The organism is Corynebacterium amycolatum, assembly GCF_016889425.1.
Taxonomy (GTDB): Bacteria; Actinomycetota; Actinomycetes; order Mycobacteriales; family Mycobacteriaceae; genus Corynebacterium; species Corynebacterium amycolatum.
Map to the genome: position 1 here is coordinate 369,223 of NZ_CP069513.1, position 24,713 is coordinate 393,935.

The 24,713-nt window shown below is 59.7% G+C and carries 19 protein-coding genes and 1 tRNA gene; 11 read left to right on the plus strand and 9 right to left on the minus strand.

Annotation, left to right across the window (positions count from 1 at the left end):
- Window positions 1-12: 12 nt before the first annotated feature.
- The gene (lpdA, locus tag I6J19_RS01690) at window positions 13-1,428 is read right to left on the minus strand and encodes a dihydrolipoyl dehydrogenase (protein WP_038629314.1); all 1,416 of its coding nucleotides are present in this window, start codon (window positions 1,426-1,428) and stop codon (window positions 13-15) included.
- Window positions 1,429-1,510: 82 nt separating this feature from the next.
- Here lpdA and I6J19_RS01695 point away from each other — a divergent pair, with 82 nt between their 5' ends.
- From I6J19_RS01695 to I6J19_RS01725, 7 genes are all read left to right on the plus strand, one after another.
- Window positions 1,511-3,685, plus strand: coding sequence for a prolyl oligopeptidase family serine peptidase (locus I6J19_RS01695; RefSeq protein ID WP_081914042.1), 2,175 nt, complete (start codon window positions 1,511-1,513; stop codon window positions 3,683-3,685).
- A gap of 10 nt (window positions 3,686-3,695) precedes the next feature.
- Window positions 3,696-5,156 (plus strand): M1 family metallopeptidase, encoded by a 1,461-nt coding sequence (locus I6J19_RS01700; protein ID WP_038627501.1) that lies wholly within the window; start codon window positions 3,696-3,698, stop codon window positions 5,154-5,156.
- 18 nt (window positions 5,157-5,174) lie between these two features.
- Window positions 5,175-6,524, plus strand: coding sequence for a lipopolysaccharide biosynthesis protein (locus I6J19_RS01705; RefSeq protein WP_038627499.1), 1,350 nt, complete (start codon window positions 5,175-5,177; stop codon window positions 6,522-6,524).
- Window positions 6,525-6,601: 77 nt separating this feature from the next.
- Complete coding sequence (locus I6J19_RS01710) at window positions 6,602-7,423, plus strand: glycosyltransferase (protein WP_038627497.1); 822 nt, start codon at window positions 6,602-6,604, stop codon at window positions 7,421-7,423.
- 23 nt (window positions 7,424-7,446) lie between these two features.
- Window positions 7,447-8,139 carry a glycosyltransferase family 2 protein gene (locus I6J19_RS01715; RefSeq protein WP_038629309.1) on the plus strand — a complete coding sequence of 231 codons (693 nt, stop codon included), beginning with the start codon at window positions 7,447-7,449 and terminating at the stop codon, window positions 8,137-8,139.
- Window positions 8,136-8,558 carry a DUF2304 domain-containing protein gene (locus tag I6J19_RS01720; RefSeq protein WP_038627495.1) on the plus strand — a complete coding sequence of 141 codons (423 nt, stop codon included), beginning with the start codon at window positions 8,136-8,138 and terminating at the stop codon, window positions 8,556-8,558. Before I6J19_RS01715 ends, I6J19_RS01720 begins: the two co-directional genes overlap by 4 nt.
- 49 nt (window positions 8,559-8,607) lie before the next feature.
- Window positions 8,608-9,603 (plus strand): DsbA family protein, encoded by a 996-nt coding sequence (locus tag I6J19_RS01725; RefSeq protein ID WP_038627493.1) that lies wholly within the window; start codon window positions 8,608-8,610, stop codon window positions 9,601-9,603.
- A gap of 61 nt (window positions 9,604-9,664) precedes the next feature.
- Here I6J19_RS01725 and I6J19_RS01730 read toward each other — a convergent pair whose 3' ends face one another.
- Together I6J19_RS01730 and I6J19_RS01735 are read right to left on the minus strand one after the other, a co-directional pair.
- Window positions 9,665-10,630, minus strand: a complete 966-nt coding sequence (locus I6J19_RS01730; RefSeq protein ID WP_038629306.1) for a GDP-mannose 4,6-dehydratase — start codon at window positions 10,628-10,630, stop codon at window positions 9,665-9,667.
- Between the two features lie 129 nt (window positions 10,631-10,759).
- Complete coding sequence (locus I6J19_RS01735; protein ID WP_038627491.1) at window positions 10,760-12,049, minus strand: MFS transporter; 1,290 nt, start codon at window positions 12,047-12,049, stop codon at window positions 10,760-10,762.
- Window positions 12,050-12,800: 751 nt separating this feature from the next.
- Between I6J19_RS01735 and I6J19_RS01740 the strand changes: the two genes are divergently transcribed.
- Window positions 12,801-14,144 carry an MFS transporter gene (locus tag I6J19_RS01740; protein ID WP_038627490.1) on the plus strand — a complete coding sequence of 448 codons (1,344 nt, stop codon included), beginning with the start codon at window positions 12,801-12,803 and terminating at the stop codon, window positions 14,142-14,144.
- 214 nt (window positions 14,145-14,358) lie between these two features.
- Entirely contained in the window at window positions 14,359-16,410 is a 2,052-nt protein-coding gene (locus I6J19_RS01745; protein ID WP_038627488.1) for an acyl-CoA dehydrogenase family protein, read from the plus strand.
- Between the two features lie 81 nt (window positions 16,411-16,491).
- On the opposite strand, the gene I6J19_RS01750 is transcribed toward I6J19_RS01745, so the two are convergent.
- From I6J19_RS01750 to I6J19_RS01765, 4 genes are all read right to left on the minus strand, one after another.
- On the minus strand, window positions 16,492-17,463 hold the full coding sequence (locus I6J19_RS01750) for an N-acetylmuramoyl-L-alanine amidase (RefSeq protein ID WP_052155573.1): 972 nt from the start codon (window positions 17,461-17,463) through the stop codon (window positions 16,492-16,494).
- Between the two features lie 385 nt (window positions 17,464-17,848).
- Window positions 17,849-18,724 (minus strand): poly(ethylene terephthalate) hydrolase family protein, encoded by an 876-nt coding sequence (locus I6J19_RS01755; protein WP_038627484.1) that lies wholly within the window; start codon window positions 18,722-18,724, stop codon window positions 17,849-17,851.
- A gap of 341 nt (window positions 18,725-19,065) precedes the next feature.
- A tRNA-Thr gene (locus tag I6J19_RS01760) sits at window positions 19,066-19,141 on the minus strand.
- A gap of 134 nt (window positions 19,142-19,275) precedes the next feature.
- A complete protein-coding gene (locus tag I6J19_RS01765; RefSeq protein WP_038627475.1) occupies window positions 19,276-20,649 on the minus strand; it encodes a DNA polymerase III subunit delta' in 1,374 nt (457 codons plus the stop codon).
- A gap of 82 nt (window positions 20,650-20,731) precedes the next feature.
- On the opposite strand from I6J19_RS01765, the gene I6J19_RS01770 reads away from it, so the two are divergent.
- A complete protein-coding gene (locus I6J19_RS01770; protein WP_038627473.1) occupies window positions 20,732-22,258 on the plus strand; it encodes an adenylate/guanylate cyclase domain-containing protein in 1,527 nt (508 codons plus the stop codon).
- Between the two features lie 87 nt (window positions 22,259-22,345).
- Here I6J19_RS01770 and I6J19_RS01775 read toward each other — a convergent pair whose 3' ends face one another.
- Window positions 22,346-22,549, minus strand: coding sequence for a helix-turn-helix domain-containing protein (locus tag I6J19_RS01775; protein ID WP_005511351.1), 204 nt, complete (start codon window positions 22,547-22,549; stop codon window positions 22,346-22,348).
- Window positions 22,550-23,140, minus strand: a complete 591-nt coding sequence (locus I6J19_RS01780; protein ID WP_038627471.1) for a hypothetical protein — start codon at window positions 23,138-23,140, stop codon at window positions 22,550-22,552.
- A gap of 234 nt (window positions 23,141-23,374) precedes the next feature.
- On the opposite strand from I6J19_RS01780, the gene I6J19_RS01785 reads away from it, so the two are divergent.
- Entirely contained in the window at window positions 23,375-24,697 is a 1,323-nt protein-coding gene (locus I6J19_RS01785) for a DUF418 domain-containing protein (RefSeq protein WP_316247735.1), read from the plus strand.
- Window positions 24,698-24,713: the final 16 nt, after the last annotated feature.

A 24,713-nucleotide genomic window follows, 5' to 3' on the forward strand; every position in this document is an offset into this window, starting at 1 on the left:
AGCCACAACCTCTTACAGGTTAATCATCTTGCCCATAACGCCCTCGGCTGCTTCCTTCATGGCCTCGGACATGGTCGGGTGAATGTGAACGGCGCGGCCGATTTCCTCAGTGGTCAGCTCGTACTTCTCCGCCAGAACCAGCTGCGGCATGAGCTCGGAAACGTTGGCGCCCACCATGTGGCCACCCAGCAGCTCGCCGTATTCGGCATCTGCAATGAGCTTCACGAAACCAACCGGCTCCGCCAGACCCTGCGCCTTACCGTTGGCAGAGAACGGGAAGGTGGAGACCTTAATCTCGCGACCGTTCTCCTCTGCCCACTTCTTGGCCTGTGCCTCGGTCTTACCGAAGGAACCAACCTGTGGGTTACAGAAGGTTGCGCGCGGCATCATGTTGTAGTCCGGGATAGTCTCGGTCTCGTGACCCGCCATGTGCTCAGCTGCAATAACGCCCTGTGCCTCAGCGACATGTGCCAGCTGCAGCTTCATGGTGACGTCACCGATGGCGTAGATGTTATCGACGTTGGTGCGCATGTACTCGTCGATGACAATCTCGCCGCGCTCGCCCAACTCAACACCAGCCTTGTCCAGGCCGATACCCTCGGTGCGCGGTGCGAAGCCGATGGAGACCATAACGCGGTCGACGGTCAGAGTCTGCTCGTCGCCGCCATCCTTGGCCTCGACCTTGACCTCAACCGAGTCACCATTGTCCACGATGGAGGTGGTCTTGTGTCCAGTCATGAGCTTGACGCCCAGCTTCTTGTATTCCTTGGCAATAACCTTGGAGACGTCTGCGTCCTCGTTCGGTAGAACGTTGTCCATGAACTCGACGATGGTGACATCCACGCCGTAGTTGGCCAAGACGTATGCGAACTCCATACCGATGGCGCCAGCGCCGACGATAACCATGGAGTCCGGCAGCTCGTCGGAGAGAATCTGCTCTTCGTAGGAAACGATGTTGCCGCCGACCTCAACGCCCGGCAGGGAACGGACGACAGAGCCGGTCGCAATAATCGCCTTATCGAAGGTAATTTCCTTGCCTTCGTCATCGCCATCAGTGATGGCCATGGAGGTCGGGCCAGTGAATTCACCGAAACCGTTGATTTCGGTGATCTTGTTCTTCTTCATCAGGAAATGAACACCCTTGACAATGCCCGCGGACACCTTGCGCGAACGCGCGTGTGCGGCACCGAAGTCAAAGGAGACATCGCCGGAGATACCGAAGGTCTTAGCCTCATGGTTGAAAATGTGCGCCACCTCGGCGTTCTTCAACAGAGACTTGGATGGGATACAGCCAACGTTGAGGCAGACACCGCCCCAGTATTGCTTCTCCACCACAGCGGTCTTCAGACCCAGCTGGGATGCACGGATTGCTGCGACGTATCCGCCAGGACCGCCGCCGAGTACTACAAGATCAAAATGTTCAGCCACGTGCACAAGTCTACGCACGACTTGTCTTTACTTCACGCGCGAGTCCCGGTTTTACCTACTGCGGTCGGCTACGGTGGTGGGCATGGGCACCGACACGGACACCGACTTGGGCAACGATTTCTCCTTCCTCTCCACTGACCTTGTCCCCGATTGGCTGGACGATATCGACGGCTCCCAGGCGCTGACGTGGGCTCGCGCGCAGTCGGAGGCCACCGTCGCAGGCGTCGATTCGCTTGCCGACGACACCAGCGACCGCACCAACCTGGAACAACGCATCCTGACTGCGCTCAACACCGATGCCCGGATCGCGTATCCGGTGCGGCGCGGCGAGTACCTCTATAACTTCTGGCGGGATGCCGGGCATCCGCGGGGCCTGTGGCGGCGCACCTCGTTGCAGAGCTATCTGGCTGGCCAGGAAGATCCGCAGGCGACCGAGTGGGAAGTACTGATTGACCTCGATGCGCTGGCGAAAGCCGAGGGAGAAAACTGGGTCTGGAAAGGCACGGTGTGCCGTTATCCGGATTACGACCGCGCGTTAATTCTGCTCTCTCGCGGCGGCGCCGATGCCACCGTGGTGCGGGAGTTTGACCTCGTCAACTGCACTTTTGTCGAGGATGAGCCGTTCTACCTCCCGGAGGCGAAGTCCGATGTCTGTTGGTTGGGCCGTGACGAGATTCTCGCTGGCAGTGATTTTGGTCCGGGGTCACTGACGGATTCGGGCTACCCTCGGCAGGTACGTAGGTGGCGGCGCGGCACGCCGTCGTCAAGCGCGGATGTGATTTTCTCGGGCCACAGCGACGATGTGGCTGTGGGAGGTTGGTTCGACGCGACGGAGGGCTTTGAACGGCTGTTTGTCGAGCGTGCGCATGATTTTTATAACTCGCAGCGGTTTGTGGCGGCGGAGCGCCCGGGCAAGTTGGCGGCGCAGCAGAATGGGGACTTTTCGCTGCAGATTCTGGAGGTGCCGCAGGACTGCCGGACGAGTGTCCATAGGCAGTGGTTGGTACTGATGCCGCGCACGGAGTTCAACGGCATTCCGGCTGGTGGTGTAGCCATTGTGGAACTAGAAAAGTGGCTGGCGGGCTCGCGTGAGGTGGAGGTGATTTTCACCCCGGATCGGCACACGTCGTTCCAGCAGCTGGTGTGGACGAAAAACTTCCTGGTGTTGACGCTGCTGGAGGATGTCGCGACGAAGTTGGTCGTCTTGCGGGAGGGCTCGTGGGAGCCGGTGGAAACCTTCGGCGAGTTGCCTGCCCAATCCACTGTGAGCGTGATTGATACGGCCTCTGAGCGCGACGATGAGATCTGGTTGGTGTCGACCTCGGCAACGCAGCCGGCAACTCTCTGGTACGGGCAAGTCGGCAGCCCGCTCACGGAAGTGCGGCGTGCTCCGGCGCTCTTCGACAGTGAGGGGATGGAGACACGCCAGCACTGGGCGACCTCGGCCGATGGCACGCGCATTCCGTATCGCATCACCGGCCGATTCGGCGCGGAGGCGGGCGCTGGTACAGGTGATGGCACAGGCGCGGAGACAACCACAGACGCACCCACTCCGAACCCAGCCCCAACCCTCGTGCACGCCTACGGCGGTTTCGAGGTCTCGCTGGTCCCGCAGTACTCGGCGATCCGTGGCCTGACCTGGCTCGAGCGCGGCGGTTACTTCGTGGAGGCCAACCTGCGTGGCGGTGGCGAATTCGGGCCGGCCTGGCACTCCTCGGTGATCAAGACTGAGCGGATGAGGGTCTATGAGGATCATCAGGCCGTGCTGCGTGATCTGGTTGCGCGTGGCTACTGCACCCGCGAGCAGCTGGGCGTACGTGGCGGCTCCAACGGCGGGCTGCTGACCGCTGTCTGTCTCACTTCCTACCCGGAGTTGGTGGGCGCAGTGGTGTCCCAGGTGCCGCTGGCGGACATGATGCGCTATCACAGGCTGTCCGCGGGAGCCTCATGGATGGCCGAGTATGGAAACCCGGACGACCCCACCGAGCGGGCTGCGATTGCGCAGTATTCGCCAGTCCAACGCGTCGTCAAGCGAGAGCAGCGCGCCTACCCACCGGCGTTGATTACGACTTCCACCAGGGACGACCGTGTCCACCCGGCGCATGCGCGGAGCCTGGCGTGGCTGCTGGAAGAGGCGGGACAGCCGGTGGACTATCACGAAAACACAGAGGGCGGGCACGCGGGCGCAGCGGATAATTCGCAGGTCGCGTTCGTCGAGGCACTCATATCTACGTGGCTGTGGAACAAGCTCAAGTAAGGTAACAGCCGTGAGTAGCGCTGATTTCACTAATCCATATACCGGTATCGCGTTCAACCTGGGTTTCCGGGTGAACAAATACGAGCTGGACCTCGACTATCGGGTCGGGCCGAATCGTCTGAAGGCGACGGCGACTCTGCATATCGAGATCAACGCCTGGACCTCGCACATCACGCTCGACTTTGCGGATGCGCTGGGGGCCGATTCGGTGGATGCGATTTCCGATTCGCAGGCCCACTCTATCGATGTGAAGCGTTGGCGCCATTCGGGTCGTAAGCTGCGAGTCACCTTTGACCGCGAGCTAGCTCCCGACGAGACGCTGCGGCTGATTGTCACTTACTCGGGCACGCCACGTCCGGTGCGCTCGAAGTGGGGCGAAATTGGCTGGGAGGAATTGGAAAACGGTGCGCTCGTGGCATCGCAGCCGGTGGGCGCGGCGTCGTGGTACCCCTGCGATGACGATCCCGAGGTCAAGGCATTCTACGAGTTCACGATGGTCACCGACGCTCCCTACGAGGTCGTCGCACCAGGGCTTGCCGACGCTCCGGTGAACGTGGGCGGATCGCGCCGCCGCTGGCGGTTTGTCACCGAGGAGCCCATGGCCTCCTACCTGGCCACCATCAATGTCGGCCAGTTTAAGAAGGTCGAGCTGCCGTGTGAAACCTCGACTGTGGTGGCCTGGGTGCCCTCTGAGCTGGTGGCCAATGCTCGCCATGACTTCCGCGATCAGGGGCGCATGCTCGATGAATTCGCCAAGCTCTTTGGCCCTTACCCCTTCCGCGCTTACCAGGTGGTCATTTGTGAGGATGACCTGGAGATCCCCATTGAAGCTCAGGGGCTTTCCATCTTCGGTGCCAACCACGCCGACGGCAAGGACACGTGGAATCGACTGATCGCCCACGAGTTGTCGCACCAGTGGTTCGGCAACAGTGTCGGCATTTCGCAGTGGCGCGATATCTGGCTCAACGAAGGGTTTGCCTGCTACTCCGAGTGGGTGTGGTCCGAGGTCAGCGGTGGTGCCAGCGCAGATGTGCACGCCCGCAAGCACTACCTGGATCTGCTTGAGGAAGAGCAGGACATCGTCATCGCCAACCCAGGGCCAAAGCTGATGTTCGACGACCGTCTGTACAAGCGCGGCGCGCTGACTGTGCACGCTCTGCGTCTGCTGCTGGGCGACGAGGTGTTCTTCGACCTGGTGCGCAAGTGGACCACCACTAACCGCCACAGTGTGGTCGATGCAGTGGACTTCCGCGCACTGGCCAACCGCGTGTGCCGTGAGCGTGGCATCACCACCTCGCACCTGGATGTCATCTTTGACTCCTGGCTGTCACGCAGCTCCTTGCCGGACTTCCCCACTGACCCAACGCGCTCCCCTGCTGACCAGGGCATCGGCGATAATGGTGCTCCAATCGTGGACGAGAAGCTGGCTGCTCAGTTTGCAAAGCTCGGCTACTCGAAGGCCAAGGATTAGAGAGCTAGAGGCCTGTCAATGTCCGGTTTCAAATGGTTGTCGCTGGCCACGATTGTCGCCGCGATAGGCAGCTTCGCGGTGCTGATTATCTCGGCCCGCGCACTTCCCAATGCAGTAAATCTGCAGTTCGTGGCGTTTTGGGGACTGTTCTTCGCGCTCACGGGTGTTCTCGGCGGGCTGATGCAGGAGACCACGCGTGCAATCGGCGCTGCGGAGTCGCGGGATCGGGAGCACGATCAGGGGCGGGAGCGGGAAGCCTCGGAAGCAGGTCAAACTCTCGGCGCTCGCCCCATCACAGTTTCCCTGGGCGTCGCCGCAGTTACTTTCATCACTATGGCAGTGACAGGTCCGCTGTGGGCCCCACTGGTCGTGCAGGATGACGCCGGCACTGCAATTCTGCTCATGGCCTGTGGCCTTGCTCTGTACTCCATGCAGGCCACCACCTCGGGTCTGCTCAGCGGCCGCCAACTGTGGGGCCCTTACGCTGCACTAATCATGATCGACATTCTCGTGCGCGTGGCGCTGGCACTCATCGCCTGGTACTTCGGCTGGGGCCTGCTGGCCTGGTTGATTATCACGGTGTTCGGCACTGTCAGTTGGCTTATTCTCGCGCTGTTTTCCTCGGCAACCCGCTCGGTCATGTTCGCGCGTGCCGACGTCCCGGTGCGCCGCTTCGTCACTCTCATGGTCACGGCCATGGGCGCATCTGGCGCATCTGCTGTGCTGGTCACAGGTTTTCCGACAATCGTGAAGATTGCCGGCGAAGCGGTCACCACTGGCACCGGGATAGCCGAATCGCTTACCCCGCCGCATGCCAACAACTTCACCGCAGCAGTGACCATTGCGGGAATCGCCTACGCCGTAACGCTGACCCGCGCTCCGCTGCTCATGCCCTTGGAGAAGTTCCAAAACGCCATCATTGTGAGCTTTGTCCGGCATCGCTCCGAGGGTGTACTGGCAGCGCTGGCCAAGCCGTTGGGGGCGCTGGCTGCTTTCGGCACCTTCGGGGCGGGCCTGGCATGGCTCATCGGCCCGTGGATTATGACTCTCATCCTGGACGATAGCTATCATGTGTCCGGGCCGGTGCTCGCGGCGCTGACGCTCGGTGCGACGTTGACCGCCATGTTGATGATTACCGGCTCGGTCACCTTGGCAGTGGAGAAGCACCATATGTATCTGATCGGTTGGTTGGCTGCGACCACAATCGCCGTTGCCATTCTCTTCCTCCCTGGGCACCTGTCGGTACGCACGGTCGCAGCTATCGCCGTAGGCTCTGCAGTAGGTGTTGTCATTCACCTGCTTGCGCTACGCACACTTTCCCCACGTGCTGCCAGGTCAGCCGTATCGGAGGCTTTTGCGGTGGAGTAACACCACCCGCATCCGATGCCCCCCCAAAAAAAAGCACCGTCCATATCCCCCTGCAACTCCCAAGGTTCGAGACTCACATGTCCACCATCACTAACCTCACGGTTCTCATGACCGTCTACCACCGCGTCGTCCCCGACCAGCTCGATACTGCGCTGCAGTCGCTGTGGAACCAGACGCGTCCGGCCGCGCGCGTCATTGTGGTCATCGATGGCCCGATTGGGCAGGAACTCGACCGGGTCGTCGTCAAGCATGAACAGGCGCATTCGGAGATGACAGTGCTGCGGTGTGCGGAAAATGGTGGCTCGGGAGTGGCTTCGCAGGCGGGTCTTCAGCTGGTGGAAACACCATGGGTGGCGCGGCTGGATGCGGACGATATTGCGCGTGCGGACCGATTTGAAAAGCAGTGGGACGCGCTGACCGCTGACCCGGAGTTGGATGTATTGGGCAGTGCAATGGCGGAGTTCGAGGGCACGCCGAACAATGTGGTGCGCGTGCGGACTCTGCCGCAGACGCACGCCGAAATTGCGCGTTATATCAAGATCAATTCGCCTGTAAATAACCCCTCCTCGATGCTGCGCACGGCGAAGGTGCGTGAGGTCGGCGGGTATCGCGACATCCGTCTGATGGAAGACTATGACCTCTGGGTGCGCCTCATGGCCGCCGGCGCGAAGTTTGAGAATCTGCCCGAGCCGCTGGTGTACTTCCGCGCCGACGGCATGTTCGAGCGGCGGACCTCGCGCGGCATCATCCGCGGTGAACGCCAGCTCCAGCGCACGCTGGTAGCTGAGGGACTGATTTCCCGGCCGCGGGCGGTGTTTAACTTGGCGGTGCGGACACTTTTCCGACTTTTGCCAACTCAGCTCATGTCACGCGCATATCGACGATTGTTTGTGCGGTAGGCTTCGGAGCGATGACTGACAACATGGATTTCTCGGACACCTGGCTGATTGTGCCGTGCTACAACGAGGGCCAGGTTATTCGTGAGGTTCTCGAGCACGCTCGCGAGACCTTCCCCAACATTGTCGCGGTCAACGACGGCTCTTCGGATAACTCCAGCCTGGAGATCCACAGGGCCGGCGCTCACCTGGTCAACCACCCTGTCAATTTGGGTCAAGGTGCCGCTATCCAGACCGGCGTGGAATACGCTCGCGCGCAGGCTGGATCGAAGTACTTTGTCACCTTCGACGCCGATGGCCAGCACCAGGTCAAGGACGTCGTCGCTATGGTGCAGCGACTGCGCACCGAACCAATCGACATCATTGTGGGAACCCGTTTCGGCCGCCCTCGCGCCGAGGATGACCAGGTGCCGCTGATTAAGCGAATTGTCCTCAAGACGGTAGTCATGTTGTCACCACGCACGCGCCGACTCGGGCTTACCGACGCCCACAACGGCCTGCGCGCCTTCAACCGCACGGTGGCAGAGCAACTGAACCTGCGCATGAACGGCATGAGCCATGCCTCCGAATTTGTCGAGGTCATGGACAGCAGAGGCTGGCGTACCGCTGAGCAGCCGGTGGATATCCTCTACACGGAATACTCCATGTCCAAAGGGCAATCCTTGTTCAACGGTGTCAATATCCTTGCCGACTCCCTGATCTCGAAGAGGCTGCCATGACCGCATCCATCGTTCAAATTATTTTGCTGCTGGCGATGGTGGGCCTGGTGGCTTACTTCGTCGCTAACCGTCGTAAAGCGCGCGCCAAGGCGGGCGTGAAACTGGGATTCGTCGTTTTCGTCATCGCGTGCCTGTGGGCAATCGTGCGTCCCGACGATCTGACCGTGGTGGCCAACTGGATTGGTGTGAACCGAGGCACCGATTTGCTGCTCTACGTACTGGTGTTGGCGTTCGTGTTTACCACGGTGTCGTCCTACATCCGCTTCCGCGAACAGGAGCTGCGCTACGCACGACTGGCTCGTGCAGTGGCCTTGAAGACCGCTGTGCGTCCGGAAGAAGAAATTGTGATTTCGGGCAGCCAGAACAGCAGCCAAAAAGACAGCGCGACAAACGTCGAGAACAACGCTCCGTCCGACTAATCGGCACGCTAAGCGCATGTGAATCTGAGGCTGTGGTTCCATAGAAGCCATGAGCGAAGAAAATAAGGACAACATCGCCGCTGACAACAGCAGCGATTCGCAGCAGCCCTCGGCAGACGCAGCGCCGCAGGGGACACAGCAGGAACCCCAGCAGGCTTCTCAGCCGGTACCCACTGAGCAGGACTTGGAGTCCTGGTCTGCCGACAGTGATGGAAAAACCAAGTCGTGGTACTCGATTCCGAACGCCGCATGGGCGCTAGCTGTCGTAGCATTGATCGTTGTCGGCGCAGCGGGCTTCTTCGCTGGCTCGCGTTCGGCTAGCTTCAACGGCGTGAGCACCGTCAACATGGCGGGCGTTGCACCAGGCAAGGGGGAAATTGCGCCTGTACCTGGCCCGAATGGCTCTTTCGACGCCAGCATCTACGGCCCAAAGGCGGGAGCGCAGCTAAAGTCCCCGGAGGATATGGACAATGTCCACCGCCGCAATGAAAATGATCCTTTTGCTCTCGGTGCAGTGGATGCGCCGGTCGTAATCTCGATCTACTCGGACTTCGAATGCCCGTTCTGCGCGAAGTTCACAAACGAAACCGAGCCTGCCCTCGTGGAAAAGTACGTCAATGAGGGACTGGTCCGCCTGGAGTGGAACGACATGGCCATCAATGGCGAGAAGGCCATCAAGGACGCTGAGGCCGGCCGTGCCGCGGCAGCTCAGGGCAAGTTCTGGGAATTCTCCCGTGCGCTGTTTAAGAAGGCCGGCGAGAAGGGCCAGGGCCACCCGGAGTTCACTGAAAAGGAACTGATTGCCGTCGCTCGTGAGGCCGGTGTGCCGGACATGAAGCGCTTTGAAAAGGAGCTTAAGGACGGCAAGTGGACCGAGGCGGTCGAGAATGCCACCCAGTTCGGTTCCATGCTGGGCATTTCCGGTACTCCAGGCTTCCTCGTTGGTACTCAGTTCGTCTCGGGCGCACAGCCTGTCGATGTGTTTGAGGACAATATCGAGCTGGCTCTCATCCACGCCAAGCGCACGGAGGAAGCTGGCAAGTAACCTGGCTGACTCGCTGCTAACTTACGCGGGCGAGTGCACGAAGCCACCCGCGCAAGTTGCGCTAGCCCTGATTCCGGAAGTACTCCACAGTACGGGCAACGCCCTCCTGAATACTCATAGCTGGCTCCCAGCCGAGTACCTCACGCGCCCGCGTGGGATCCAACGCCGACCGCGCCACATCACCAGTGCGCGGCGGTGCAAACTCTGGATTATCCTCGGCATCCGCAGCCTGCGCCACCAACGAGTGCAGCTGCCGATCCGAGGTTTCTACACCGGTGCCAATATTAAAGCGCATTCCACCACCGACCTCGCCGGATGCGCGGTAGAAAGCATCCACCACATCGTCGACATAGACATAGTCGCGGGTATTTCCTCCGTCACCGAATACCTTGGTTGGCTCTCCCGCTAGCAGTCGCTGAGCGAAAATAGCCACCACACCGGCCTCGCCGTGCGGATCCTGCCGCGGGCCGTACACATTCGCCGGCGCGATGTGCGAGCATTCGAGTCCGTAAAGATTGCGGAACATATTCAAGTACAGTTCGCCCGTTGCCTTTGAGGCGGCATAGGGGCTCATCGGATTGACCGGCACATTTTCCGTCACCGGAAGCTCCTCCGGCGTGCCGTAGATGGAACCGCCCGACGATGTAAACACAACCTTACGGACACCATGCTTTCGGGCCGCATCGGCAAGTTTGATTGTGCCAATGATGTTCAGCGTCGCATCTCGCACCGGGTCGGCCACGGAAATCCGCACATCGATCTGCGCTGCGAGATGGAAAATAACCTCCGGGCCGCTTTGCTCGAGCAGCTCGTCCCAGTCCACCTCCAGCACATCGGCGGTTATGAACTCAAAATCGTCGTTAAGCGATGCCTGCTGGAGGTTTTCCAGCTTTCCGTGGGAGAGATCGTCCAGCGCCGTGACCGCGTACCCTTCAGCCAGTAGCCGGTCAACCAGCGTCGAACCGATAAATCCCGCACCACCCGTCACCAGCGCGCGCGGTTTCGCGCTTGCCGACGATTCTGTCATCGCGGTGGCCGGTGATTCGTTCTTGTGCTTCTCCATAGGAAGAACTATAGGCGCTTAGTAAGGAAAACCGCTTATACGTGTGCCAACCTCACATTGACGGGGTTGATTAGTCTCCCGAGGAATGCGAGATTACTCAGCGCGCTGTGGCAGGTTGACAGTGGAATTGAAGAAAATAACCAAGCCCATCAGGATGGCGATGACCATACCGCCACCGAGCATGACCGGGTAGGTCATCCAGGAGATGGACTCGGAGAGCTTGGTCAGAATTGCCGGGAATGCGAAGCCAATGTAGGTCAGGCAGTAGAAGATACCGGTCAGACCAGCCATATCGCGTGGACCAGCGATGCGCTGTACCTCGTTGAGGCCGGTAAACATGGACAGACCGTAGCCGGCGCCCAACACCAGCGCTGCAATGAACGCCGTCACTGCGGTGGGGTTGGTGGACATCCATGCGGCCATTCCCATGCCGATAACCACGATGCCAATTGCGATTAGCGAACCGCGGGCGTTGTGCTCGGTCACAAAGCGTGGACCAATCTGCTGAATACCAAAACCGCAGAGTAACGCGAACAGTGTGACCATCGCGGAGTAGAACACTGGCTGGGAGACGTGGTCCTGCAGCAACGACGGAATGATTGCGTAGGCAACACCGGCTGCACCGAAGACCCACGGAGCTCCCATCGCGGCGACGAGCAGGAAGCGACGGTTAGTTACCGAAGGGGTACGCAGGGACTCCAAGACCGTCTCGCGTGGAGCGTTGCTGCCGCCCAGGTGCGGCGACTGGCGGGTCTCCGGCACAGTCAATAGACCGAAGATTGTCGGGATAGAAATCAGGATGTGGATGATATAAGCCAGCTGCCCCGGCAGCGGTGCGAACTGCGCTAGCGTGCCGGCAATTCCCGCACCCAGACCAAAGCCCAAGGTCAGAGCCATGGACTGACGCTTCGCGCCCGAGGTTGACTTGGCCTTGGGGTCAAAGCGCGGATCGGAGAGCTCCTTTACCCACGAGCCGCCCACGGCCATGACAATGCCGACTGCCAAGCCAGAGATAAAGCGACCAGTGAGGATAAGCGGGGCGGTAGTCTCGCCCAACGCAATAAGAGTCGACCCCAGAATCGAGAGAACCGGCGCGGCGAGCATCACCGGCTTACGGCCGATACGGTCCGAGATTGGGCCAGAAATCAGCAGTGCCGGCGCGATGCCGAGGGCGTAGACCAGCAATAGAAGGTCAATGAACACCGGCGCCAGGTCGGCATTTTCGCGGTACATCACCATCAGCGGCGTGAATTCGTTGCCACCCCACGCGACGGCGAAAACTGCAATTGCGGCGAGCAACCACAACGGCGTGCCCTTATTGGATTTGGCCCTGCCGTGAGGTACCTCATTTTCATTGCCGTTAGTTCCTGCGTGAGAAGACATGTCGTTTACTTTACGACGGTCCCCAGCGCCTTACGCACAATGGTGGAAATTTAAGCCACCGGAACTAACCACAAGAGGTGTGCCGAGGGAGCTTCAGGCCTGGCACTACCACCGCCCCAAAATGCCCCTGAAACCTGGGGCTCACACCCCCGTCTCGGGGTGGCATGTTGCCGACCTTGCTTCCCTGCCCCATCCGGGGGCAGTGTCCTTTTCGACACTACATCGTTATTGTTCTGTTATTTTTTCCGTACCTTGAGCCACTTTTGCCACACCATTCACACAACTTCTGAATATATAATTACAAATTAGTTCAATGTGGGGGTAGTCGAACAGCTATAAAACGCAGATTTCCCCTATTTAAGACAATCTCACGCCTAGACGCCCACTAGGTCGCGCAAATTGAGCCAGAAACAGCTCGTCGTTAAGTAGTGCCCAACACACCCCCTTTTGCACACCCCCGAATCCGCCTATTTCAGGCATGCGTATAAATAAATCGGTCACAAACAAAGGAAATCTACCGCCATTCACCGACCCCCATTACCCCCGTTGTTCACTTTTTGTCACCGCTCGCTGAAGTTCAAACGCTGGTCGCTACCGGTCTGGCTGTGTAAGAATTCGACACCGTCAAACATTCTGTCCTTTCCCCAAGCGCTGGCTGAGAAAAACCTGGGGCGATTTCTGCGCGACCGCTGAGATCACCAAGGTCCTCGATGGCCGTGCGGACGGGTATGTAAAGAAAGTCTTGTTTTTTATGACTACTTCGATCATCGCGAATGATCCCAAGCAGCGCCGTCAGGTGCTCACGGGAACTCTCGTGGGTACGACCATCGAGTTTTATGACTTCCTGATTTACGCTCAGGCCGCAGCTATCGTGCTTGCTCCGCACTTCATCGAGCCTGCTGCACAGTCGAATCCACAGGTGGCCCAGGTCCTCGCTTGGGCAACCCTGGGTATTTCCTTCCTCTTCCGCCCGCTTGGCGCTATCGTCGCCGGCCATATCGGTGACCGTTACGGCCGCAAGATGATTCTGGTCTTCACCCTCATCGGTATGGGTGCAGCTACTTTCTGCATCGGCCTGCTGCCGACCTATGAGTCAATCGGCATCGCAGCACCTATCCTGCTGGTTCTGCTCCGAGTCTTCCAGGGTATTTCCGCCGGCGGTGAATGGGGCGGCGCAGCCCTGATGTCCGTGGAGTACGCTCCGAAGGAAAAGCGCGGTCTCTACGGCGCATTCCCGCAGGCCGGTGTTCCGCTGGGTCTGACCCTGGCTACCGGCACCATGCTGATTGTTATGGCAATCGTCGGCGAGGAAGCCTACATGGAGTGGGGCTGGCGTGTGCCGTTCCTGCTGTCCTTCATCCTGGTTCTGATTGGTTACATGATTCGCCGCAGCGTCGACGAGTCCCCGGTCTTCCAGGCTATGCAGGCTGAGTCCGCCGAGCGCTCGGCTCCGCTGCCAGAGCTCTTCCGCAACCACTGGGGCAAGGTCATCCAGGGTGCCCTGATCTTCGCTGCCCAGCAGGCTACCGGTTACCTCGTGATTGCATTCTTCGGCGCTTACGCACAGAAGACACTGGGCTACCCGGCAACCGTTGCATGGACCGGTACTCTCGTCGCCGGTATCTGCTGGACCATCTTCATGTTCATTGCTGGCGCTTGGTCCGACCGCATCGGCCGCGCTAAGACCTTCATCATCGGCTACGTCGTGATTATGATTTGGGAGGCCGTCATGTGGAACCTCCTGGATAAGGGTCCGTTCCTGTACATCATGACCGTCGCAGTTCTCACCCTGCCGCTGGCCCTGACCTTCGGTCCGCAGCCGGCCATGTACTCCGAGATGTTCCCGGCTGAGGTCCGCTACTCCGGCGCTTCCATCGCTTACGCCATCGGCGCGGTCCTGGGTGGCGCATTCGCTCCGATGATTGCCCAGATGATCATGGATGCCACCGGCAACCCGTTCTACATCTCCGTCTACCTGATGGCCATGGCTATCCCGGCACTGATTGCCCTGTTCCTGCTTCCGAAGGGTCTCGAAGACCGAGACCTGATCGAGCACCCGGAAACTAACCTCGACGAAGTTAAGTCGCGCGTCTAGTTCCCACAGCTAAGGGATCTGCCCCACCGAGGGTTGATTACGTAAGCCGTCGTCAAGCATTGCACAACACAGCATTTGCTTGACGACGGCTCTTGCGTTTCCACCTTCTTTTTCTCCCGGTAACCTGTTTTCTCTTTTCTCGGTCCCGATTTCCTCATGAGTTTCTCAGTCGAAAGCGACTGACAAGCCCCAGATATCCCATTAACGTTGGGTTATGGCACAGACTTCTTCCAGCTCCACGCGAATCCCCCGCCGGCGCTCGACCGACGCTCCGAAGACACTCCCCTCCCAACCTGAACCAGAAGTGGCAGGCGCACTGCAAAAGGTTCTGGACGGCTATTTCCCCGAGGCGCGCGCTGATGTCCGCGCCCTTTTAGAAGACCCCTCCCTGCGGCCCACCTCTGGGCTGACCGTGGATGAGGCCAGGCAGCACACCACCGAGGCGTTGTCCAAGGTGCTTAAGACCGGCATGCCCTATGGCGCTTTCCGCACTGACCAGGGCGGCACAGGAGATACCGGTGGGACCCTCTCCGGGATTGAAATGCTCGGCCACACCGACTTGTCGTTGATGGTGAAGTCCGGAGTGCAGTGGGGCCTTTTCGGCGGCGCTGTCAGCAACCTGGGGACTGAGCGCCATGGCGAGTTGGTGCGTGACCTCATTGAGCTGCGGGTTCTCGGCTGCTTTGCGATGACCGAGCGCGGCCACGGCTCGGACGTGCAATCACTCGAAACCACGGCGCACTACGACCCTGAGACGGAAGAATTCATCCTCAATTCGCCGACAGCTTCCTCTGAGAAATGGTTTTTGGGCAACGCCGCGCGCGATGGGCGCTGGGCTGCGGTCTTTTGCCAGCTCTACACACCAGGGCAGGAAGAGTCCCATGGCGTGCACTGCATTGTTGCCCGGATCCGCAATGACGACGGTTCGCCTGTCGACGGAGTTGCGATTGGCGACCACGGCACCAAGGGTGGCCTTTTGGGCGTGGACAACGGCACTCTCATGTTCGACCATTACCGCGTGCCGCGGGAGAACCTGCTCAACCGTTTTGCAGATGTGTCAGCTGCTGGCGAGTACAGCAGCGATATTGACAGCCCCAATGCACGGTTTTTCACGATGCTCGGTGCCCTCGTGCGCGGCCGCGTGACAGTCGGTGCGGCCGCTGGTGCGACAACCCGCACCGCACTGACCATCGGCACCAAGTACGCACACTTGCGGCGCCAATTTGCTCCCGACGATTCGCTGCCGGAAAAGAAACTCATTGAGCACCGCCAGCACCGAATCCGACTACTCCCCCGCATTGCGCGTTCGTACGGTCTGCAATTTGCCACTAATCTGCTGATCAAGCGGATTCACGATCTCGAAGCGGAAGGGCTGGACCGTGCGAATCTAACCCCGGAGCAGGCTCGCGATCTGCGTGAAGCGGAGGCGCATGCCGCTGCATTGAAGGTCGCGAACACCGCGCATGCCACCGATGCCATCCAGGAGATGCGTGAGGCCACCGGTGGAGCTGGCTACATGGCAGAGAACCTGTTGACCATTCTCAAAGAGGACTCCGACGTATTCACTACCTTTGAGGGCGACAACGTGGTGATGTTGCAGCTGGTCACCAAGGAACTCTTGGGTGGTTTTGCCCGGGAGGTACAGAGTTTTTCCAACCTGGAAATGGTGCGCTTCGGCCTCGACAATTTCAGTGGCATTTTGCGCCGTCGCACCGGTGCGGACGCCGTCGTTCAGAACCTCTTGGATGCGCTGACTGACGCTGATGAGTCCTCGCTCTTTGACCCCGCCAGCCAGATGCAACTGCTCATCGAGCGCGAGAATCGACTTCTCAAGTCCCTTGCTCGCAGGCTGCGCCCGGCGCGGAAACTGCCTGTTGAAAAGGCCGCGAAGCTGGTGGACAAGGTCCAGGACCACATGATTTCCTGCGCGTGGGCGCATATAGATCGCATGCTCTTGGAAGCATTCTTCGAAGCCGAATCCACACTCACAGACGAGCGCTCTCAAGAAGTGCTCGAGCAGGTTCGCGATGTGTTCTTCCTGTCGGTCGTCTGCGATAACGCCGGCTGGTTCTTGGAGCAGTCACTGCTCACCGGTACTCGCACCAAAGGCGCGCGGGCGGGCTTGGCCGATCTGGTTGATTCCCTTGGCCCCTGGTCTGAGGTACTTGTCGACGCCTTTGGCGTCCCCAGCACCATGCTGGATATCCCCATGATGGAGCCTTACGACGCGATGACGCCGAAGGCTAAGGCCAACCCAGCTAGTTAGCAGCTTGGCGGGTTGGCTGCTGTGGTGGACACTGTGGCGGTGACTGGTGTGAGGTAGCTACGGCCTGGATGGGCAGCTTGGCTACTGCGCCAAGAAACCTTCCAGCCCAGCCACAGTGGCCTCTGCCAAGCGCTGACGGCCTTCGCTGGAGGTTAAGAGGGCAATGTCGCTGCTATCGCGCATGTTGCCGTATTCGACCAGTGCCTTTGGCTTTGTCGATAGGTTGAGTCCGGTGAGGTCTGCACGCGGATTCAGCCCTTCGCTGCCGAGATAGTTGGATGGAGCAAAACCAGCGGCAACAAAGGCATCGCGCAGGGCGGTCGCCAGCGCGGTAGATCCCTGCTCGTCATTATTGGCGAGCGGCTGAGAGATCGCAGACACATGGAATCCGCGGTTGCCCTCTCCAGCACCATCTGCGTGGAGGCTCACCACAGCATCGGCGTTGGAGGCATTTTCCTTCTCCGCACGGGCATCGATGCAATCTGCACGACCGGTGTCATCCTTGCGGCTAAGTAGCACCTGAGCACCGCGCTGTTCGAGCAGCTGCTTGATCTCCTGCGCCATCAGCCAATTGAACTCGTGCTCCGGGAAGCCGTCGTTAGAGGCGGTGCCGGAGGTATTACACGGCTTTTGACCGCCGCGGCCGTCTGTGACCATCAGGTCGGCAGGTGGTGGGGTGCCCGCGTGGCCTGGATCGAGGTAGATGACCTTGCCGGCTACAGCGCTAGAGCCGTCGGCACGCGAAGTAGCGCGATTAGCTTGCTGTTGTTGTGCATCGCCCGGAGCGACTGCGTCGGGGCTAGCAGAATCAGGCATTGCGGACTCCTCATTCGGCGGAGTGGGGTTCGGCATCTGCATGGCCTCTTCTTCAGCTGCCAAGGAGGTTTGCGTTTCAGTCGACGCAGCTTGCTGAGCGCTTCCTCTCTCGGAAGCCTCCGTGTCGATGGTGCAGGCCACAAGACCGGCTGGCAAAGTTGCCGCAGCCACCAAAGCCACAGCCAGTCGCCCTGCTGATTGTTGAACTGCTAGTCGCTGGTGTCCGGGCTGCCGCATCGTGCGTTCTCCTAGTATCCGCGTACCTGCCATGTGCTGAGTAACAGTAGCAAACACCCGATTGAGATTCTCTGTCTCCGAAATATCTTCCCCCTTCGAGTCCAGGGGAATCACCGCACGTCGGGGCGTATGCAGGTTTTTTCAGGAGTTATCACCGAGGGGTATCGATGTAGAGGCCCTCGACGTGGCCTTTCGCCTCTGTCTGAATGACTCATTCGATTCTGCTTGTACAGGCTGGCGTGGCGCAGCCCGGTTGACAATTCACTTGAAATTTATCAGGGCTGCTGATTTTTGTGAATCACGCCTCCGCCGAAAGGAGTGTGTGAGCACAGGTTACTTTTAGGGTGTTCGGTACACCGCACGGGATGGTGAAGGACCCCGCGAGTTACCAGCCGCGGGTGGCCACTCGGTCCCAGAGCGCGTTGCTCGCCAGCTCACCGACGCCCGCTGGTGAAGCACCAACGAACGCGTCTCGTGCCTCAGCATCATCAGCAAGGATGCAGCGGAACCACGCGGTGGCGTAACCGTCCCCGAACTCTAAGACGTCCTTGTGATCCGCGCCCAGGCGGCGTGCAATGACCGCCGGACCACCAGCTGATTGAAAGCTCTCCTCTAGGTCTGACCACGGGCTGACAAGCCAGCGGTCCGAACGACCATCGCTGGTCATCAAGAACAAAGGTGCCTCTACGTTCGCTGTGGTGTAGTCCCAGTCATTGGACTTTGCCACTTTGTGGGAGGCCGGGCTCGCCGCATACACGGCTGCTACCTCCGCGTGGGCCGCAGCGTTGATGGCACCCGCACCACCCTGTGAGTGTCCGAAAATGCCGACCCGTGATCGATCCACACGGGAATCCAGCTCCGGCAAGTGCTCGATCAAGTTCACGACATTCTCCCCTGTTCCAGTTTGGAGAGTCTCATCGCCGACAACCACGAAACCCCAACTAGCCAGGTGTTCCGCCACGGGCAGGTAGCTGCTCAACGGTGTGTTCGTGCCATTAGCCATGACCACCGCCGGAAACGGTCCTGCGCCCGTCGGTGCCGCGATGGTCACGTCGCCGTCGCGCTTCACGTCGACTGAGTGCGGCCCCTTGCCCGCGAACGACGCTTCCAGTGGGCCACCCGTTTCAGCGCTATACCCGGCAGCCACGCCATCATCACCGGTCACGCTGTCTGCATCGACCCACTGCATGAATCCCACAAACCCGACTAACGCCACCACGATCACGGCCACGGCAATCATGCCAACCACAAGCTTTTTCATGCTCTATATTGTGTTGCCCACGAGAGTGAAGGTCACTAGCGCTAGCACTACTTTTCCTGTACACAGCGCATGACCTGGCACCACCTATAAGAACGTTGGCCTGTTGTACAGCTCCACTGCAAGAGCAAAAGCTTCCTTACTCTTCTCTAGGAGCCGCTCAATGATCTCTTCTTGCCCCTTATCCACGAGGGACCATTCTAACTTCTGCTCCCGATTCACCTCTTCGGTGTTCTCAGCCTGTGCCCTGTCTACACTCGGAATAGCACGGATAATCTGGGACGACTTAACCAGTGACGATAGGAAAATACCCCAGCTGGAACACTGTTCTAGCTGGGGCTTAATGGAGCCGCCTGCGAGAATCGAACTCGCGACCTTCTCATTACGAGTGAGACGCTCTACCGACTGAGCTAAGGCGGCACGCACATTGCGCTGAGCTTTCAAGCAAGCAGAAATGACCCTGCACAAAATGTACAAGCGGTAATACTACTGCACTGCCCCCATCGCTACCAAAATGGGGTCTGCAGTCCGCTGAATTAGGCGTCTCTCCCGGATTACCTGCGACCAACCTGCCCTGCGATCTGCAATTTAGCCATCAATTCATCCATCAAGACCGCCAGCTTCACTGCCGTCACGAGCATGCCGCGCACCTCGGTTACGGCATCGATGGAGGCCAATATTGCCTCCGGCGGAAGGCGTCGGGCTAGCTCCGTGGCTGTCCGACGACGGTCTGGATTTATGAGGTAGACGGAACCATCCCCAAACTCGGAATCAGCGGCAGAGCTCAAATCCCCCGAAGCAGTCCCACCAGCACGTTCAGCCCCAAACGCCAGCACCAAAGCATCACGGTAAAGCCCCATAATGTCGGTCAACGATAGGTCAATCAGATCCGACTCCGCACGCCTACGCCGACGCTTCTGATTATCCTCCAGGTCCTTAATCACACCTTTAGAGCCGCGCAGTGCCGCCTGCGCACCCTTTCCAGACGCCCCGACGCCCAGCGAACGCTCGAGGTTCTCCAGCTCCTCAGCCTCCAGTGGCTCCATCCGCCGCTTCACCTCGCCAGCCACTTCGTTGGCTAGCTCTCGCGCCGCCAAATACGACTTCGCCGGGTCGAACACGGCCTCCACGAAATCCAGAGCCTTGCCCCGCCAGGCACGCGAGCCCTCATCGGAGACAAAGCCACGCGCACGACCAATGTGACCGTTGGATACCGTCGCGGCCCAGACCGCTTGCTCGTCGGTAAGCTCTGGCCGCTCGGCGCGCAGGAGGTTTGTGACATCGTCGATATGCGGCGTCGGCACATAGACATGGCGGCAGCGCGAACGGAGCGTAACGGAGAAATCCTCCGCGTTCGTCGTTGGTGCGCACATGATGATGACGGTGCGCAGCGGCGGCTCTTCCACCACCTTAAGCAGCGCATTTGAGGCGGACTCGTTGAGGCGGTCGGCGTCTTCGATGATCAGCACGCGGCAATCCGCCGTCGTGGGCATCTTGTAGGCCCAGGGCCGCAGCTCGTCCCTCACCGTCGCCACGGAAATGATGGTGCCCTCCGGGCGCACGATCTTGATATCGCCATGCGTTCCCGCCAGCGCAGTCCGACAGCCCTCACATTCGCCACATCCGGGGTTGTCATGTCGCGTGCACAGCAGCGCCGCCGCAAACGCCGTCGCCGTCACCGACCGCCCCGACCCCGCAGGGCCAGTGAACAGCCAGGCGTGCGTCATGTCCGAGTCGCGTGGCACATCGCTTAACGACGACCCCGCGTCCCCACCTTCCGGCGAAACCTCCGCCCCATCGCCTGCCAGCGGTTGACCATTGGCAAAGCGATAATGCGCAGCGCGCACAGCAGCCTGCAGCCGCTGGCGAACCCCACCGGTTTCGGGCATACGAGAAAACACGCTGCGCTCTGTCATGGGCTCTGTCATGGCCACAACTCTAGCGCGCCCCACAAGACTCTTGTGAGGTAACTACTCCCTGCAATCCGGGGTTGCCACTAAGGTAGTAGTCATGCAACGGCTCTGGCGAAATCTGAAATGGCTAAGCGGGACAATGTGGCCTGCTTATGCCTCATTTATCTTCGTCTGCAACCTTGTCGGAGCCATGATTGTCGGCTTGTTCCTCGGCATGCTGTTGCCACTGAACCAAGAAACTCACTTGCCACGGTTGGCTAATGGTGTCATTTATGCCCTGGCTGGGTACCTGGTTCTGGCAATTATCGCGGGCATCGGCACTACCTGGATCCTGTTCAAACCGCTGGTGAAATGGCAGCGTCATCCGGATATGCACGATCCGCGGCGGGTGCGATATCTGGTCATGCGCGTGCCCGTCTATCAGGCACTTTTGGGTACCGTCATCTGGTCTTTGGGCGTGATTGTCTTCAGCGGAGTCGCGTTCGCCTATGACAGCAAGATTGGCATGATGGTGCTGCTCACCTCGGTACTCGGTGGCGCCATGGTGGCACTGTTGACCTATCTGATTGCAGAGCGCATGGTGCGTCCGGTCGCCGTGGAGGCGCTGGCGCGTCGGGCTCCGGATTCCTCGCTGGAGCCACCGATTGGTCACCGCCTGCGCCAGACATGGGTGTTGACCAGCGGTGTTCCCGTGGTAGCGATTTTACTTGTGCTGCTCGGTCAGCGCCGTGGCATGTTTACAGATGATGCGGCGGACCTCCTGCCTACGATTACCGCGTTGGCAGTTTTGGCTCTGATCACCGGCTATTTCGGCACGATGCTGGCCAGCATGTCCATCGTTGACCCGATTCGGGATCTCACGGGTGCAATTAACAAGGTCCGCCAGGGCCAGGTGGATACGCGCGTGCCTATTTACGACGGCTCCGAGATGGGTGTCCTCCAAGCGGGCTTCAATGAAATGATGCGTGGCTTGCAGGAGCGCCAGCGGGTGCGTGACCTCTTTGGCCGTTACGTCGGATCTGAGGTCGCCCGCAAGGCTCTGGAAGAAAAGCCAACTTTGGGCGGCGAGAATCGCCTGGTCGCGGTGCTGTTTGTGGATGTAATTGGCTCGACCAACTTCGCGGAGAAGAACTCGCCAGAGGTCGTTGTCCGCGAACTCAATGCCTTCTTCGACCACGTTGTTGACTGTGTGCACCGCAATAAGGGCATTATCAACAAGTTCCAGGGTGACGCGGCTCTTGCTGTCTTCGGCGCTCCCCTACCCCTCGACGACACGGCCGGTCACGCCCTCACCGCAGCCCGTGAACTGCGCGAGGAACTGCTCGACCTCCAACTCACTGCCGGAATCGGCGTCTCCGCCGGCCACGTCGTCGCCGGCCACATCGGTGCCCGCGACCGTTTTGAATACACGGTTATTGGTGACGCGGTTAATCAGGCTGCCCGTCTGACTGAGTTGGCTAAGGATACCCCAGGCCGCGTGCTCGCCACGGCTTCCACTATCCGCCTGGCCAACGAGGACGAGCAGGCTCGCTGGACCACCCTGAAGTCCGTGGAGTTGCGCGGCCGCACGCACATGACGCAGCTTGCGCGCCCGGTGCGCCCGACGCTTGCCGACGAGGCCTAGGGAGCAGCGGACTCGTTGGTCTCGCTGTGCTCATGCTGTGCTCGTTGGACGCCTAGCATCCCTAGACTTCTCAGACGGCGAGCGCACTTACTCCACCGAGAATAAATCCCCTGGCTGGCAGTCCAGGGCTTCACACAACATAGTGAGCGTCGTGAAGCGCACGGCTTTCGCCCTGTTGTTTTTGAGCACTGAGAGGTTGACCGGTGTGACCCCGACCTGTTCGGAAAGGGCTGCGAGCGTCATACCGCGGCTTTCCAGTAGCTCATCCAAGTGGCACACAACCTTCGCCATTTAAATGAGCCCTTCCTGGTCTTCCTGCATTCGCGCGGCTCGGAACAACATAACTCCGAGAGTGGAGATGACCATCATAAGGACAAACCATATTCCTAGGTGCTGATAGAAATCGGCATGGTCGCGCTGGAACCACGTGCTCAGATTCAGGTCACCCGCGACCCAGTTTTCGCCCATAAGTTGCAGGAAACCACTTGCCGGATAGATCACTGCCAGCCAGGAGATAGCCATAACGCGTCGCGCAGTCTTAACCGTAAAGAACTCGCCCTTCAGGTACGAGAGTGAGAATAACACGCAGAGCACGGCAATCGCGGCGACGATAGCGCATCGAACAGCAGTCGCGGCAATAAACAAGGAGAGGGCTCCACCGCTCATAACCTCGATGGGAACGCCCTTGTTACTTCCCAGGACTTCAGGCAGGAGCAGAGTCAGATCGCTGGGGAACTGTTGGTGAAGAACCGGGTGGCGGAGCTCAAGAAGGATGTAAGCCAGCGCGATTACTCCGACAAAAAGGCCCGCAACTACATCCCGGCGTTCCTTAGTTTGGTTGACATATGGGTCATTTGGCTTCTTGGCCTGGGGAGATGTCATAGCTAGTTTCCTTGCTGCACCGTCATTGGCGCGGTTAGTGAATTTTTCTGCGGGTCGCTTGGAGCTGCAGCCAAACCCCGACACATCGTTATTCGATGTATCGCTTTTCGATACTATATCGCTTTTCGATATGTCGCAAGACTTCTACAACTTAACGTCACGACAACCGCCGTCCCCACCTCACCATCCGCCGCCAACCTGCGTACCCTCCCACAAATCCTTTACGTTGGAGGAATGACTGACAACCGACCCAGTTCTAGCACCAACCCCAGACCTCGCATGCTCGTTCCCGACGCTGCGCGTGGGTTCGCGCTCCTCGGCATCGCTATCGCGAACATTGCCACCGCCTGGCTGGTGGCAGATCCCGAACTGCCCGCAGCATTCTTCGGAGGCGTCATAAACGACAGCATCGCCGACAAGGCCACCGTGCTGTTTACCGCTGTGACCGCACATAGCCGCGGGCTGCCGATGTTCGCAACGCTGCTCGGCTTCGGTGTCGGACTCATTGTCCGCAGTTTGGCCAGGAGGAACTTTCCACGGTCGCGGGCGCGGGTGGTCGTCGTAAAGCGATATGCGTTCCTGGGGCTGTTCGGCATCGCGCACATGCTGCTTCTGTTCTTTGGCGACATCATGTTTCTCTACGGCATCTGCGGCATCATCCTGGGGCTGCTTATGGGGCTTAGCAACAAGGTGCTGACGATTCTCGCGTGGATTGCGCTGACGATCAACGCTGCACTGAGCCTGCTGTTTTTGGGATTCGTAATTGCGATGCCCGACGCCGAGTTCGTCGGCTCCGACATGAGCGAGTTCGTCAACGGCGGTGCAATTGAAACGAGTTACCTGGATATGCTCGCCGCGAACCTCCAGGTCCTGACAATGAGCATCACTACCCTGCCGCTGCAGCTGTTCCTCTACCTGCCGGTGATGATGATCGGCTTCGTATGGGCTCGCAAGGGCGTGCTTGACGACGTTGACGCGCACCGCCCCCTGCTTATTCGGTGGCTCGTGGTGGCCGTGATTGTCGCCTTCGGTGTCGGAATCCCTATGGGGTTGGCAGCGATTGGAGTTCTTCCAGCCGGACAGCACATGGCCTTCTTGGTAATTAATAACTTTGCCGGAGTGTTCGCCGGTCCTGGCATCCTAGCCGGGCTGGCGTTGGCGCTGCAGCCGCTCCAGCGACGCTTGAACGAGGGCGCCGCTGTGCCTGGTTGGCTGGTACCGATTGTGGCGCTCGGCAAGCGTTCGATGACGGGCTACCTGATGCAGTCGGTGATCTTCTTTGTGCTGGTTTACCCGTTTACCCTGAACATCCCGCGCAACATGGGCGCGTTCGTGCAAACCCTCATCGCTGTAGGCGTCTGGTTGGTGACCCTGTTGGCCGCGTGGGCGATGGAGCGTCGCGGCATGCAGGGGCCGTTTGAGAAGGTGCATCGCCGGCTGTCGTACGGGCCGACGATGCGGGCGGAGCTGACCGGGGTCGGTGGCCCCAAACCAACTCCGCAGGAGGCGCCGGGTGCGGCGGGCACGCCAGGTGTGGCGGGCGCGGCGGGCGCTTAAGGCGCGGCGGCAGCTT